Raw genomic sequence first — 15,453 nt, 5'->3', positions numbered from 1 at the left:
CGGAAGGCCCCCTGCGGCCTAGCTTTTTCCCTGTAGCCAGTCCGTGTCTCACAGGGGGAAGCGCATGAAGCACACGTCCGTTGAGGGCCAGAAAGATCTGCCGCGCTACTTTGCTGCGGTGTTTGCCAAGGTGAAGGCCATGGAGGTCGGGCGGCTGGATATCCACCTGCCGGACGGGCGAATATTTTCCGCAAACGGGCGCGATCCCGGTCCCGCCGCTGATCTGCACATCCGTAATCCGGATTGTTTTGCCCGGCTGATCCGCGAGGGCGATCTTGGCTTTGCCGACGCTTACCTGGAAGGCTGGTGGAGCACATCAGACCTGCAGGCATTTATGGATCTGGTGCATATGGGCGCCAATACCGTCTATGACGGTTTTCCGGGCCAGGGCCTGGCACGCGCTTATGAACGCTTCCGCTTCTGGCTGCACCGCAATCACCGCAAACAGGCGCAAAAAAACATCTCGTACCACTACGACCTGGGCAATGATTTCTACGGGTTGTGGCTGGATGACACGATGACCTATTCCAGCGCCCTGTTCCGCAGCGGCCAGGACAGCCTTGAGGCGGCGCAGACCGCCAAATACGCCTCAATGGTGGATCAGATGGGGGTCAAGCCCGGCGACCATGTGCTGGAGATCGGCTGCGGCTGGGGCGGCTTTGCGGAATATGCCGCCAGTCAGCGGGGGCTGAAAGTCACCGGTCTGACTATCAGTCAGGAGCAGCTGAACTTTGCCCGGCAACGTATCGAAAAGGCAGGACTTTCCAATCAAGTTGATTTGCGCCTGCAGGACTATCGCGATTGCCGTGGCAGTTTTGACGGCATCGCTTCAATCGAGATGTTCGAGGCGGTGGGGCAGAAATACTGGCCCGCGTATTTCAGTACCATTCACGACCGGCTGAACCCCGGCGGCAAGGCGACGCTGCAGATCATCACCGTTGCCGACAGGCGCTGGGAGATCTACCGTAAGGGCGTCGATTTCATCCAGAAACACATCTTCCCCGGCGGCATGCTGCCGTCCCCGAATGTCCTGCGCGACCAGATCGAACGGGCAGGGCTGGGCGTGGTGCGGTCGATTGAATTCGGCGACAGCTACGACCAGACTTTGCGGCGCTGGCACGACACGTTCAATGCGCGCTGGGATCAGATCGCCCGCATGGGATTTGATGACCGCTTCCGCAAGATGTGGAACTTTTACCTCACTTCCTGTGCTGCGGCCTTTAAGACTGGCAATTGCGACGTGACGCAGATTACAGTTGCGCATCGCTGACTGAACTGGCCGCACGGATCGTAACCAGACATGCCCACCGGAGCCCGACTGACCGCCGCCTTTTGCCTTGCCTTGGTGGCGTTCTTTGTGTCCTTCTTGGTTATGCCGCTGATGCCCGAAGGCACGGACTTTGGCTATTTTGTGCATGTGAATGTGGCGCTGGGGCTGCTGAGCGGCTGGATATTCATGGGCAAACGCGCCGGCCGCGGGCTGGTGCCCGGTATCAACAATGGCCTGACCGGTATGGCGGTCATGGTACTGTGGGCGCTGTTCATCCAAGGCACCTGGGAAATGTTCCGTCTGGCCATGCGCCACCGCTACGGCGGCCCGTTTGAGGCACTGTCGCAGATCTTTGTGATTGCACTGGAGTATTTCTTTGTTATCGCTGTGCCATCTGTGCTGGTGCCATTGGCCGTGGGCGGGGTTCTTGCCGGTCTCGCGACCGAGAACGCCTCCCGCCGCTGGCGCTGAAACGTTTTCTTAACAACAGGTTATAATCCGTGGCTGATCTCTTTTTCTTTGGCACGCTGCGCCATATCCCTTTGCTTGAACTGGTGCTGGGCCGCAGCGGTGCGGCGCTGAAAGCGCAGGGTGCAAAACTGTCCGGCCATGGTGTTTATCAGGTGGTCGGCCAGCCGTTCCCGTCGATCGAAGCCCGCGAGGGCGCAACGGCTGACGGCGTTCTGGTACAGGGCCTGTCGCCCGCAGATCTGGATGCGCTCAACTTTTACGAGGGCGGCTTCGGCTATGCGCTGAAACCGGTTTCGGTTCAGCTGGAGGACGGCGGCACCGCCCCGGCGGAGGTCTATTTCCCCGAACCCGGTCTCTGGCAAACGGCTGAGCCCTGGGATATGGCGGCCTGGGTACGGAAATGGGGTGCGCTGTCTCTGCGCGCCGCCGAAGAGGTGATGTCTTATCACGGCCGAATGACCGCCGAAGAGGTGGCCCGCTGCTTCCCCTCAGTCCGCCGCCGCGCCGCCGCCTGGCTGGCAGCGCAGGCACGCCCCGGTGATCCGGAGCATGACCTGTCAAAGGATGTGATTGTCCACAACCACAACCGCGCCTACCTGAATTTCTTTGCGATGGAAGAAATGAACCTGCAGTACCGCCGCTTTGACGGCAGTCTCAGCCCGGTTATGGAGCGTTCGGCTGCGATGGCAGGCCATGCGGCGGTGCTGCTGCCCTATGACCCGATCCGCGATCAGGTGCTGCTGGTGGAGCAATTCCGCGCACCGCCCTTTATCATGGGCGAAGCGCACCCCTGGATGTGGGAGCCGGTCGCAGGCGTGATCGACCCCGGCGAGACGCCCGAGGATACCGCGATCCGCGAAGCGCAGGAGGAGGCAGGCGTTACTGTCCAGCGCCTGGAACCAGTGGCGCAGGTCTACCCGTCCAGCGGCGCGCTGGCAGAATTCATCCATGTTTTCATCGGCATATCAGACCTTTCTGACATCAATGGCGGTGGCGGCGTCGCCGGTGAGGGGGAGGATATCCGCAGCCGGATCCTCAGCTATGACGAACTGATGCAGGGCGTGGATGCGCAGATCTATCAGGACATGCCGCTGGTCACCGCTGCACTGTGGCTGTCACGCCATCGTGAGCGGCTGCGCAACGCACCGTCCTGACCGCTTCGCGCCTTGTGAACGCCGGGGCGCTTAGTTACACCTTGGGGGAACGATCGAAAGGGATATCATGCGCATTGCACGCGATCTGGCTGATGCCATCGGCCACACACCTCTTATCCGCCTGAACCGCGTCAGCGAAGAGACCGGCTGCGAGATCCTGGGCAAGGCCGAATTCATGAATCCGGGCCAGTCGGTCAAGGACCGCGCCGCGCTCTATATCATCAAGGACGCCATTGCCCGCGGCGATTTGAAGCCCGGCGGCACCATTGTCGAAGGCACCGCCGGCAACACCGGCATCGGTCTGGCGCTGGTCGGCGCCTCGATGGGGTTCAAGACGGTGATCGTGATCCCGGAAACCCAGTCCGAGGAAAAAAAGGACATGCTGCGCCTGGCCGGTGCGCAGCTGGTTCAGGTTCCTGCGGCGCCGTACCGCAATCCCAACAACTATGTGCGCTATTCCCAGCGTCTGGCGGAAAAACTGGCCAAGACGGAACCGAACGGTGCGATCTGGGCCAACCAGTTCGACAATGTGGCGAACCGCCAGGCCCATGTGGAAACCACCGGTCCCGAGATCTGGGAACAGACCGGCGGCAAGGTAGACGGCTTTGTCTGCGCGGTCGGATCCGGCGGCACTCTTGCCGGGGTGGCCGAAGCACTGCAGCCCAAAGGCGTCAAGGTCGGTCTGGCCGATCCGCTGGGAGCTGCGCTTTATTCGTTTTACACCACCGGTGAGCTGGCCTCCGAAGGCAGCTCCATCACCGAGGGCATCGGCCAGGGCCGGATCACCAAGAACCTGGAGGGTTTCACGCCGGACTTCAGCTATCAGGTGCCGGACGCCGAGGCGGTGCCTTATGTCTTTGACCTGCTGCACGAGGAAGGCCTGGTGCTGGGCGGCTCCTCGGGCATTAACATTGCAGGCGCTGTGCGTATGGCCAAGGACATGGGTCCGGGCAAAACCATTGTCACCGTTTTGTGCGACTATGGCACCCGCTACCAGTCCAAGCTGTTCAATCCGGATTTCCTGCGCGAGAAGAACCTGCCGGTGCCGGAGTGGATGACCCACACGCCCGCGTCTATCCCAGGCGTATTTGAGGACGTATGACACCCATAATAACCGCGTTGCGGACTGCTTTGCTTGGGCTGGCCTTTGCGGCCGGCCTGGCTTTGCCTGCACTGGCTCAGCTGACTGCTGAATCGCGTGCCTATTATCAGGACTGGCTTAAGACCGCCAACCGGGCGGAAGAGGTCATCGACGCCAGACGGGCCTCCAGCGCCGCTATGGAAGCGCTGCGCAAAGAGCTTACCACCTACCGGCAGAATTTCCTGGCGGCGCGCACCGATAACGGCGACCGTATTCAGACGCTCGAAGGTCAGCTTGGCGCGCTTGGCCCGGCGCCCGGCGAGGGCGAGAGCGAGCCCGAGGATATTGCCCAGCTGCGCCGCTCGCTGGAACAGCAGCTGAAGGACCTCAAGGTTCCGCGCATCGTTGCAGAAGAGGCTTACAGCCGTGCAAACGGGCTGATCACCGAGATAGACAAGATCATCCGCGAGCGCCGCACCCGCAGGCTGCTGGAGCGCGGACCCTCGCCGTTCAACCCGGAAAACTGGGCCGGCGCTGTGCGCTCGCTGACCCGTTCGGGCGGCTCTTTGTGGAACGAAACCGCCTCCAGGGTGGGCAGCGCCACCACGGCTGAGCGGATTCAGAACAGCCTGCCGGCACTGCTGCTGCTGCTGCTGATTGCAGCGCTGCTGGTGCTGCGCGGCCGGCCCTGGGCCCATGCGGCGGGCGATTACCTGCGCCAGTTCGGCAGCTCGGGCCGCGGTGTCTGGGGTTTTGTCGTCTCGCTGCTTGAGGTGATCCTGCCCTTTATCGGCATCATCTGCCTGACTGCAGCGGTGGACCTGTCCGGGGTGCTTGGCATCCGCGGCTCGATCCTGCTGGATTATGTGCCCGGCTGGGCGCTGCTGCTGCTGTCGTTCCACTGGCTGGGCAACCAGCTGTTCTCCAGCCGCATCGAAAACGATCTGGTCCCGGTGCAGGAGGGCCGCCTGAATGAAACCCGGCTGATGGTCGATATCCTGGCGGTGATCCTGGTGCTGCAGGATGCGCTGACACAGCTGGAAAACATCGACAGCATCCCGGCTGAGGCCCATGCGGTGGCCAGCTTCCCGCTGATTATGGGCGCGGCCCTGGTTCTGCTGCGCCTGCACCGGATCGGCGCCAAGCGCCGTCAGCAGCAAAGCAGCGATGAGTCTGATGAGGACGGTGCCATAGCGGCCGGCGCCAACCGGATCATGAGTCTGGTGCGCCGTGCCACCTATCTGCTGGGCTTTGTGTCTCCGGTACTGGCGGCCTTTGGCTATGTGAACGCAGCCGAGGCGCTGATTTATCCCGCGGTCTCCACCCTGGCGCTGCTGGCTGCCCTGCTGGTGCTGCAGCGCTTCCTGGGCGACCTCTACGGCTGGCTCTCCGGCAGAGGGTCCGAAGCGCGGGAGTCCCTGTTTGCAGTGATGATCGGCTTTGTGCTCGCCGCCTTGGCTCTGCCGCTGCTGGCGCTGATCTGGGGCGCACGGATTGCAGATTTGACTGAGCTGTGGTCGCAGTTCCTGGAAGGGTTCCAGATCGGCGACACAAAGATCTCTCCAACCGCTTTCCTGACGTTTGCGGTAGTCTTTGCCGTCGGCTACGCGTTGACGCGGCTGATCCAGGGCTCCCTGCGCAACTCGCTGCTGCCCAAGACCAAGATCGATCCTGGCGGCCAGAACGCCATTACCTCGGGTCTTGGCTACGTCGGCATCTTCCTGGCGGCGGTGGTGGCGATCTCGATGGCCGGGCTGGACCTGTCGTCACTCGCCATCGTTGCTGGTGCGCTGTCGGTTGGTATCGGCTTTGGCCTTCAGACCATTGTGTCGAACTTCGTTTCCGGCATCATCCTGCTGATCGAACGCCCGATCTCCAAGGGCGACTGGATCGAGGTTGGCGGGCTGATGGGCTATGTGCGCGACATCTCGGTGCGCTCCACCCGGATCGAAACCTTCGACCGCTCCGACGTGATCGTGCCGAACTCGGACCTGATCTCGGGCACCGTCACCAACTATACCCGCGGCAACACCGTGGGGCGGGTTATTGTGCCGGTGGGCGTTGCCTATGGCACCGACCCGCGCAAGGTGGAGGCGATCCTGAACGAAGTTGCCAAGGCACATCCGATGGTGCTGCTCAACCCGGCGCCCAGCGTGGTGTTCCAGGGCTTTGGCGCCGACAGTCTGGATTTTGAGATCCGGGCAATCCTGCGCGATGTGAACTGGGTTCTGTCGGTGAAATCCGACATGAATTACGAGATTTCCAAACGGTTCGACGAAGAAGGGATCGAAATCCCCTTTATGCAGCGCGACATTTGGATCCGTAACCCCGAGGCGCTGACCCCGGACAAACCGGCACCCTCTGCCGCGGCGTCCGCTTCCGCACCCGCATCTGCTCCGCTGAAGCCGGATCTGGCGGATGTGCAGCAGGACCCCGAAGAAGATGCTGATGGAGATGCCGATGCCGACAAGTGACCTGCTATTCCGCAAGGACGCCTATGCCCGGATGACCGAAGCACTGGTCCTGGCCCATACAGAACAGGGCGGGCTGATCCTGGACCGCAGCCTGTTCTATGCCACCGGCGGCGGCCAGCCGGGCGACAGCGGCCAGCTTTTGTGGGGCGATGGTCAATGCACCATTGCCACCACCGTCAAGGGTGAGGGCGACGCAATTGTGCTGGTTCCGCATGAGAATGAACCGCTGCCTGCCGAAGGCACCACGGTCACCCAGGTGCTCGACTGGGACCGCCGCTACGGCCACATGCGGGTTCACACTGCTTTGCACCTGCTGTCAGTGGTGATTCCGCTGGAGGTGACCGGCGGCTCGATCAGCGCAGACAAAGGCCGGCTCGATTTCAACATGCTTGAGGCGCCCGCGGATAAACAGGCGCTGCAGGACCAGCTGCAGGCGCTCATTGACCGTGATCTTGAGGTGACCGAGGACTGGATCACCGACGCGGAACTGGATGCCAATCCGCAGCTGGTGAAAACCATGTCCGTCTCGCCGCCGCGCGGGGCAGGGCAGGTGCGCCTAGTCCGCATCGGCACCCCGGACGAGCAGATCGATCTCCAGCCCTGCGGCGGCACCCATGTCAAACGCACCGCAGAAATCGGCAAAATCCGCCTTGGCAAGGTGGAGAAAAAGGGCAAGCAGAACCGCCGCGTCTATCTCCATCTGGAGACTTGAAAAAGAATGCGGGCCGGAGTGCATTTTTTGCCATTTCGGCCCTTGCATTTCCCCCTGTGATCCTTCAAAAGCCCCCTCACGGAGAGGTGGCCGAGTGGTCGAAGGCGCACGCCTGGAAAGTGTGTAGGCGGGAAACCGTCTCCAGGGTTCGAATCCCTGTCTCTCCGCCATAACCCACATTGTAAACGAACATCAGTTGCTTCAGGCATGGCCAAATTGGCGATGAAGAGCGGGTTGCAGCGGCTGTTCTTGCATCAAGGGCAGGCCGGTCAGCGGACAAATGCCTGTGGATTGAATAAACTCTTCAGCGTTATTTACTTTTCCGCACGGCTGCGATGACCTTCCGCATAGGCCGCCCGATTCGAAAGATCTGTCCGGCATTCCCGCCGCATTGAGAAACAAACTTTGCAAACGGCAAGGATTGAAATCAATTCCACACCATTTCCCTAAGGGCAGCTTGCTGAGGGAGCGGAAAACCGGTGGTGCCGCCGTATTTTGCCCTTGTTTCGGATTTGGCAACAATTTCACTCCCTCAAACAACGGGTGCGGGAAATTTGTGCCGGAAGTGCAAGTTTGGCCCTCGGATTGTATCCGGTTTGCGAGACAATCATCATTATCCGGCACCGGCTTGCGCCGTCTCAATTGCCTCGAATGGCGCAATGGGGGGAATTTTAGGCAATTTTTTGGCTTTGTGGCCGGAGGTACCTAACGTATGCATGTTCTAGCCCATTGGGGGGGCGAGTTCTGCAAGCTGCTGGACTGTGGTGGACTGCTAAAATTTAGCTTAAGTCCTTGGGCTGATGATGCCTGCTTGCCACTGATCTGAGAGCTTTTGCTTATCGGCTGTGCGCTGTTCCGGCGTGCACTCCAGAGCGTTTGCGCGTTCTGGCCCTCTCTCCGCTTGGGCTGGTGTTTTGACTGCGAAGTTCCGCATGGCTGTGCGGCTGTCCGGCTGGCCCGAACGGTGGGTTTGGGGCCAGACCGGTGAGGAGAGAGTGATGGCGAAGAGTACCGATATGCCGAATGCGGCCTTGAACGGAATTGTTGAGGGCACCTCGGGGGATGACCTGATCAATGCGGCTTACACCGGCGATCCGGAAGGCGATATGGTTGATAACGCCGATGCCACCGGCCCGGCGGCGGGGCCGGATGATGATGTCATCATCGCAGGCAGCGGCAATGACAGCATCTATGCCGGCGCGGGCGATGATACTGTCGACGGCGGCAGCGGCGATGACCTGATCCTGGGCGATGGCGTCTCCGGCGCCAATGAACCGGTCAAGATTACCATCTCCTCGACCAGCGCGGCCTTCCAGAACAAGGTCTTTGCCTACACCATTGATCCGTCGACCGGCGAGATCAGCAATGTCGTGATGCTGTCGCAGAACGCCAACGCGGATGTCGGCGAAACCTATAGTTACGATGCGCCCGAAGGCGCGGTTGTCGGTGTCGGCATCGTCAGCCCGCATGGCACGTATTACTCGTCCGGCTATGGCGACAACGCGGATCTGAACCCGGACGGGCTGGACCATACCAAGGGGATCTTTGAGTTCCCGGACGGTTCTGTCCAGCTGGGATTTGAGGATATTCGCAACCTGGGCGACAGGGACTTCAACGACGTCAAGCTGATCGTGGACCTGGGTACCTCGGGCACGACGCTCGACAATGCGCATTTCGACTATTCCTCCGATCCGGCCGACCCGGTTGTGCCGGGCGACGACAGTCTGACCGGCGGCGAGGGTGACGACACCATTCTTGGCGGCGGCGGCGATGACACCATCGACGGCGGTGACGGCTCCGACTCGGTTGAGGGCGGCGACGGCGATGATGTGATCGACACCTCCAAGGACAGCGGCATTCCGCTGCCGGACCGCGGCTTTCCGGGTTACACCGGCACCGACCCCGACATTCCGTTTATCCCGGCGGATGCCGATCCGTTTGACGATCGCGATACCGTTCTGGGCGGCGCCGGCAATGATACCATCTCTACCGGGGATGATGCCGACCTGATTGACGGCGGTTCGGGCATGGACGTGATTGACGGCGGCATCGACGATGACACCATCGACGGCGGCTCCCAGGCAGATGTTCTGACCGGCGGCGAAGGTTCCGACAGCCTGCTGGGCGGCGGCGGCAGCGACACCATCTATGGCGGGCTGAACCCGGGGTTCCCGGATGGTTTGAACATCACCGATGATGGCAGCGACGACCGCCCGGCGGATCCGGACCCGACCAACGGCATGGACACGATTGACGGCGGCTCGGGCAATGACCTGATCTTTGGCCAGGACGATGACGACGACATTTCCGGCGGCTCAGGCCATGACACCATCGATGCCGGTATTGATGACGATATCGTCCGCGGCGGGGCCGGCAATGACCTGATCACCGGCGGCCAGGGCGCCGATACCCTGTCCGGCGGCGCCGGGCGCGATACCTTCCTGGGCGGCAATGCCGGCGACGAAGTTGACGGCGGCTCGGGCGGTGACGATTTCGACACCCTGGACCTGACAGGAACCGGCCCGTTTGAACTCAGCGGTGTCACCGTCGATGCAGACGGCAACAGCATCTCGGGAACCGTCAACTTCCTTGATGGCGACGGGGCTGTGACCGGCTCGATGACCTTTGGCGAGATTGAGCAGATCATTCCCTGCTTCACGCCCGGCACGCTGATCGCCACCCCGCTGGGGGAACGCCGGGTCGAAGATTTGCAGGCTGGCGACCGGGTGATCACCCGCGACAACGGCATTCAGGAAATCCGCTGGATCGGTACCCGCACGCTGCAGGGCCGCGAGCTGAACAGCGCCGCGCATCTGCAACCGGTGCTGATCCGCCAGGGCGCCCTGGGCAATGGTCTGCCCGAGCGCGACATGATGGTCAGTCCCAACCACCGGGTACTGGTCGCCAATGATAAGACGGCGCTGTATTTCGAGGACCGCGAGGTTCTGGTGGCGGCCAAGCATCTGACCGGGCTGGCGGGCGTCGACTCAGTGGAGACCACCGAGGTGACGTATATCCACTTCATGTTCGACCAGCACGAGGTTGTGCTGTCCGATGGCGCCTGGACCGAGAGCTTTCAGCCGGGCGACCAGTCGCTGCGCGGGCTGGATAACGCACAGCGCAACGAATTGTTCGAGCTGTTCCCGGATCTTAAGTCGGAGAAGGGCCGGGCGGCTTATTCCGCGGCACGACGGTCGTTGCGGAAACACGAGGCGCATCTGCTCGTGCATTGAGAAATGCTGCTGCTGTTTTGGGGGAAACAGCAGAGAAGAGCAAAGCGCAGGAAGGCAGGGCCTTGGGCCCTGCCTTCTCTGCGTTGGAAGGGGTGATGCTGGTGATCAGCGGCGGTTGCGCCAGGCGGCCCAGTCCTCGGGCGTGTCCAGATCGGTCAGCGCATGGTTCTTTGGCAGGGGCACCATCTGCGGCGGTTCGGATTTCAGGAGGCTGCGGGCACCCTGGTCCCCGCGGAGGGTTTTCAGGGCGGCAAAACAGCGGCGCGGAAACAGCACCGGGTGGCCCTGGATGCCGTCCTCTGAAGCAGCGCGCAGGACCGGGCTGCCATCACCAGGGAAATGCGCGGCCAGATGCAGCATGTCCTGCGTCTCAACCTCCGGCATGTCGGCAGGCAGTATCATCACGGCCTTAGTCTGTTCAGGCAGTGCTGCGATTCCGCGGCGGATCGAGGCGGCCATGCCCTCAGCCGCGTCGGGAACCGGGACCGGGATCGCGCTGCCGGTTGCGGCCGCACGGGGATGGGTTTCGCTGGGCAAGGTCACAAACACCGGCAGACCGGTAAGCGCCGCCCGGCGGCACATCAGGGCAAGCAGAGGCTGGCCGTCCACATCCTCCATCAGCTTGTCACGGCCATGCATCCGGGATGAGGCGCCGGCTGCGAGCAGGAGAATGGCGATGGCGGTCATGGTTTTCCGGGCCTTTGCATTGGGCCGCAAGGTCGGATGCCTCCGGCGGGAGTATTTTGGGAAAGATGAAAGGACGGGTCCAGGGAAAACCCGCTAGGTCAGAGACGCTGACCGATCCGTTGCGGAACTGCTCTGGGGCCGCGTGCGCAGGCCTGGCAACAGGGGGCAGGCAGGTCAGGCTTGCTGACCTGCCTGGAGGCATTAGCCGCGCATCCGGGCGCCGTCGGCGTCGAACAGCGGTTCAGTGATCAGGCGGGCCTTGTACATATTGCCAAGGATTTCGATCTCCACCTCAAGGCCGTCCTGGGCGCGGTCCGTTGGAACAAAGCCTAGAGCGACGGATTTCTGCGCGTGGTGCGAGTAACCGCCGGAGGTGCAGAAGCCCGCGACGGCGCCGTCGAGCCAGATCGGTTCATAGGCGACCACATCTGCGTCGTCTGCCTCTACCTCAAAGGCGCAAAGCTGGCGCGCGGGGCCTGTGTCGCGTTCAGCCTCGGCGGCGGAGCGGCCGATGAAATCTGCGTTCTTCTTGAAGGAGATAAAACGGTCCAGCCCGGTTTCGGCAGCGGTGTAGTCGGGCGAGAATTCCCGCAGCCAGGAGCCGAAGAATTTATCCAGGCGCAGCGACATCATCGCCCGCATGCCGAAGGGTTTCATACCGTGCGGCTGGCCTGCATTCCAAAGAGCATCCCACAGGGCGCGTTGCGAGGGCAGGTCGCAGTAGATTTCATAGCCCAGATCGCCGGTGTAGCTGACCCGCTGCACGATGCAGTCGGCCATGCCCACGGTCAGGCGGCGCACATCCATGAACCGCATGTCCGAAATGTCGGCCCTTGTGCAGGCTTGCAGCACCGCGCGCGCCTTGGGGCCTGCAATCTGGAAGCCGTTGCGGGTGTCGGAGATGTTCTCGAGGCTGACGCCATCGTCCAGGTTCTGCAGGAACCAGCGCATGTGGTATGCTTGGCTCCCATAGGAGGCGGTGAGCTGGAATTCTTCCTCCGCCAGGCAGGAGATAGTGAAATCCCCGATCAGGCGGCCTTTGGGCGACAGCATCGGTGTCAGCGACAGACGGCCCGGCTGCGGCACCCGGCCGGCCATGATGCGGTCGAGCCAGGCGCGGGCGCCTGTGCCCTTGATCAGGTACTTGCCGAAGTTGTGGACCTCGTTGATGCCTACGTTTTCTCGGACCGCCTTGACCTCGCGCGCGGTGGCCTCAAACGCGTTGGAGCGGCGGAAGGACGGGGTCTCGTAGCGCGGCTCGTCGCCTTCCGCGAAGTAGTTCGGGACTTCAATGCCGTATTGCGCACCCCAGACCGCGCCCATGCCATCGAAGATGTCGTACATCGGCGTGGTGCGGAACGGGCGGGCCGCGGGCAGCTCCTCGTTCGGGTAGGCGATGGAGAAGCGTTTCTGATAGTTTTCAATGACTTTAGGGCGGGTGTAGCCGGGTGTGATCCAACCGCCGAAGCGGGCGCAGTCCATTGCAAAGGTGTCGCGCTCGCATTCGCCCTCCACCATCCACTGGGCCAGCATCAGGCCGACGCCGCCGCCCTGACTGAAGCCGGCCATGACGGCGCAGGCGGACCAGTAGTTGCGCATGCCGGGAACCGGGCCCACCAGCGGGTTACCGTCGGGGGCAAAGGTGAAGGGGCCGTGGATCACTGATTTCACGCCCGCAGCCTCCAGCGCCGGGAAGCGTTTGTAGGCGAAATTGATGGAATCCTCGATCTTGTCGAAGTCGTCCTGCAGCAGCTCATGCCCGAAGTCCCACGGTGTGCCGTCCACCGCCCAGGGTTTGCAGGGTTGCTCATAGAAGCCGATGCAGAGGCCGCGGCCCTCTTGCCGGAGATAGCTTTCGCCGGCCGGGTCCATCACATGCGGGTGCTCGCCGCCGCCGTCGATGATCTCGGCGATCATCGGCACCTCGTCGGTGACGATATACTGGTGCTCCATTGGGTGCAGCGGCATGTAGACGCCGGCCATGGCGCCGACTTCACGCGCCCAGAGGCCGCCTGCGTTGACCACATGCTCGGCGTGGACGGTGCCCTTGTTCGTCACCACATCCCAGGTGCCGTCGGGGCGCTGGTTGGTCTCAACCACCTTGCAGTGGGTTTCAATCGTGGCGCCGCCCATGCGCGCGGCCTTGGCATAGGCGTGGGTGGTGCCGGAAGGATCGAGGTGGCCGTCGAGCGGATCGTACAGGCCCCCGACAATGCCGTCGGTGTTGGTGACGGGGGCGATCTTCTTGATTTCTTCGGGGGAGACGATTTCGGTCTCCAGCCCCATGAAACGGTGCTTGGCGCGTTCGGCCTTCAGCATGTCGAAGCGTTCCTGGGTTTCGGCCAGGGTGACGCCGCCGACGTGATGCAGCCCGCAGGACATGCCGGTGATCGCTTCCAGCTCTTTATAAAGCTTGATGGTGTAGCCCTGCAGCGCCGCCATATTGGTGTCGCCATTGAGGGTGTGAAACCCGCCCGCCGCGTGCCAAGTGGAGCCGCTGGTCAGCTCCGAACGTTCGATCAGCATGACGTCGGACCAGCCGAGCTTGGTCAGGTGATACAGAACTGAGCAGCCGACGACGCCGCCGCCGATAACTGCCACGCGGGTGGTGGTTTTCATTTGGGCCTCCCCTGAGTAGGTGTTGCCTGCATTCTGTACAGAAGTGAACAGTAGTCCAGCAGAAAAACGGCACCGCGTGCCGCTTATGAGCAGTCAGGCTGCGGTTTCGTTACTCAGATGTGCGGAAGCGGCTGTTCTGAAAGACAAATATTGCAGTGAGCGGTGCCAGGAGGAGGATCACGCCAACAGTGATCAGCAGCATGCCCAGCTGGGAATAATCGGCTGGGGTGGTAATAGTGCCTGCCGAATCCGTGACCTCGCGGGTCACTTCGAAGATTTCGTTCAGGTATTTGGTGCCAAGGCTGGAGGCCGACAGCGCCAGATTGGTGAAGGAGGCCATGACCGCAAAGAAAGTGGCTTTCAGCCCCGAGGGCGCGTTGCGGGCGATCCAGGCGAGCATCGGGATCATCGCGACCTGGCCCAGCGGGGATTCGACGGCGGTGTCGACCATGGCGATGAAGCGGGCGTCAACCACGCCCCCGGTCATCGCCGCGGTCCAGTGGTGGGCGCCGTAATAAAGCGCGATGTTGGGCAGGCTGAGGACGGCCTCGGTAATGGCAAGGAAGGCGACGATCCAGGTGATCGGGCGGCTGGCCATCATCGGGCGGAAAATCAGCATGCCGGCCAGCGTCAGCAGCGAAGTGATCAGGGCCAGGACTGACAGGAACTGCTGGTCGAACCCCAGCACGTCGATTTCAAACCAGGTGGCGCCGGGGCCGCGCAGGGGCGTGGCGCGATAGACAAAGATGATGATGGCGGTGCCGATCAGGGCGCGGGCCTGGTCCGTTGGCAGAACCGAGACCAGCTGGCGCATCAGAAACAGGACGATGGCCATGGAACCGGCAAAGACGATCTCCTGCGAATAGGGCACATCGCCCAGGCCCACGGCGAGGGAGAGCGCCACAAAGCCGCCGCCGCCGATGAAATACCAGTGGTTGGGGGTGACCGGCTCCCGCGGGAGTTCGATGCGGGCGCGGATGTTTGCCTCGGACACACCGGCGCGGCGCAGCGCAGCGGCCTTGCGCCACTTCTGCCAGATCGCCAGGGCCACACCGGACAGGGAAATGACCGGGATCAGCAGGGCAAGGGTGAAGACAAAACCGTAAAGCGCGCCCTTTGCCGCTTGAGGCAGCGCATCGGCGCCATCGAATAGGGCAACGTTCAGCGCGGCAGCGGCGCTGGAGCCGCCGATCAGCGCGATACGGCCAAAGGTCTGCATGGTGGTGTGCAGGGATTTGGTTTCAGCCTCGGGCAGGGGGCGGCCGTGGTCATCTGCATGGGGCACGGCCTCGACCGACATGGCATCAGCCACCACATCCTGCAGCACATATCCGCAAGGAGCCAGCAGCGCGGCGGTGACATACCAGGCGCCCAGCGGCATCACAGCGTCCATCATCGCAGGTTCCAGCACGATGGCAGCAAGGATGCCATAGCTGCCGGCCATCAGACCGGCACCAAGCAGGATCAGCAGGTATTTCCAGCGCCAGATCAGATCGACCAGGTGCCCCAGCGGCATCTTCAGCGCCCAGGGCAGGCCGACCCAAAATGCCAGACCCGCCAGAAAAGCGGCGGAAAAGTCCAGGTATTCCTTGACGAAGAACGATGCGGTGACGGTGGTGATGCCCTGCGCGCCATAGGCGAAATAGATCAGCAGCGGCGGTAGAAAGGACCAGCGCAGCTGGCGGAACAGGTCCAGGATGATGCTGTCGAACCAGCCCCAGGCCAGCCCCGCCGCACGGGTCATGCGTGGAT

General features: G+C 62.3%; 11 protein-coding genes and 1 tRNA gene. 8 read left to right on the top strand and 4 right to left on the bottom strand.

All coding sequences use genetic code 11. From position 1 onward, the window contains the following. Positions 1-64: 64 nt before the first annotated feature. From ETW24_RS11085 to ETW24_RS11055, 7 genes are all read left to right on the top strand, one after another. Complete coding sequence (locus ETW24_RS11085; RefSeq protein WP_129371118.1) at positions 65-1,270, top strand: SAM-dependent methyltransferase; 1,206 nt, start codon at positions 65-67, stop codon at positions 1,268-1,270. A 30-nt stretch (positions 1,271-1,300) separates the two neighbouring features. Next, positions 1,301-1,741 carry a TrgA family protein gene (locus ETW24_RS11080; RefSeq protein WP_129371117.1) on the top strand — a complete coding sequence of 147 codons (441 nt, stop codon included), beginning with the start codon at positions 1,301-1,303 and terminating at the stop codon, positions 1,739-1,741. A 29-nt stretch (positions 1,742-1,770) separates the two neighbouring features. After that, a complete protein-coding gene (locus ETW24_RS11075; protein WP_129371116.1) occupies positions 1,771-2,895 on the top strand; it encodes an NUDIX domain-containing protein in 1,125 nt (374 codons plus the stop codon). A gap of 67 nt (positions 2,896-2,962) precedes the next feature. Next, complete coding sequence (locus ETW24_RS11070) at positions 2,963-3,997, top strand: cysteine synthase A (protein WP_129371115.1); 1,035 nt, start codon at positions 2,963-2,965, stop codon at positions 3,995-3,997. After that, a complete protein-coding gene (locus tag ETW24_RS11065; RefSeq protein ID WP_129371114.1) occupies positions 3,994-6,450 on the top strand; it encodes a DUF3772 domain-containing protein in 2,457 nt (818 codons plus the stop codon). The genes ETW24_RS11070 and ETW24_RS11065 overlap by 4 nt, the downstream gene beginning before the upstream one ends. Beyond that, complete coding sequence (locus ETW24_RS11060; protein WP_129371113.1) at positions 6,437-7,162, top strand: alanyl-tRNA editing protein; 726 nt, start codon at positions 6,437-6,439, stop codon at positions 7,160-7,162. The genes ETW24_RS11065 and ETW24_RS11060 overlap by 14 nt, the downstream gene beginning before the upstream one ends. An 80-nt stretch (positions 7,163-7,242) precedes the next feature. Continuing rightward, positions 7,243-7,332 (top strand) — tRNA-Ser (locus ETW24_RS11055). Positions 7,333-7,363: 31 nt separating this feature from the next. Here ETW24_RS11055 and ETW24_RS11050 read toward each other — a convergent pair. Further along, complete coding sequence (locus ETW24_RS11050) at positions 7,364-7,681, bottom strand: hypothetical protein (RefSeq protein WP_164982735.1); 318 nt, start codon at positions 7,679-7,681, stop codon at positions 7,364-7,366. 479 nt (positions 7,682-8,160) lie between these two features. Here ETW24_RS11050 and ETW24_RS11045 point away from each other — a divergent pair, with 479 nt between their 5' ends. Further along, the gene (locus ETW24_RS11045; protein ID WP_254695598.1) at positions 8,161-10,395 is read left to right on the top strand and encodes a Hint domain-containing protein; all 2,235 of its coding nucleotides are present in this window, start codon (positions 8,161-8,163) and stop codon (positions 10,393-10,395) included. Between the two features lie 105 nt (positions 10,396-10,500). Here the strand turns inward: ETW24_RS11045 and ETW24_RS11040 are convergent, their stop codons facing one another. From ETW24_RS11040 to ETW24_RS11030, 3 genes are all read right to left on the bottom strand, one after another. Further along, a complete protein-coding gene (locus ETW24_RS11040) occupies positions 10,501-11,082 on the bottom strand; it encodes a nucleotidyltransferase family protein (RefSeq protein WP_129371111.1) in 582 nt (193 codons plus the stop codon). A 201-nt stretch (positions 11,083-11,283) separates the two neighbouring features. Continuing rightward, positions 11,284-13,701, bottom strand: coding sequence for a GcvT family protein (locus tag ETW24_RS11035; protein ID WP_129371110.1), 2,418 nt, complete (start codon positions 13,699-13,701; stop codon positions 11,284-11,286). 109 nt (positions 13,702-13,810) lie between these two features. Further along, positions 13,811-15,445, bottom strand: a complete 1,635-nt coding sequence (locus ETW24_RS11030; protein WP_129371109.1) for a hypothetical protein — start codon at positions 15,443-15,445, stop codon at positions 13,811-13,813. Between the last annotated feature and the right edge of the window lie 8 nt (positions 15,446-15,453).

The organism is Leisingera sp. NJS204, from assembly GCF_004123675.1.
In the GTDB taxonomy this organism is placed as follows: Bacteria; Pseudomonadota; Alphaproteobacteria; order Rhodobacterales; family Rhodobacteraceae; genus Leisingera.
The sequence above is the reverse complement of the archived record's forward strand: the minus strand, read 5'-3'. Positions and strand labels throughout refer to the sequence as shown.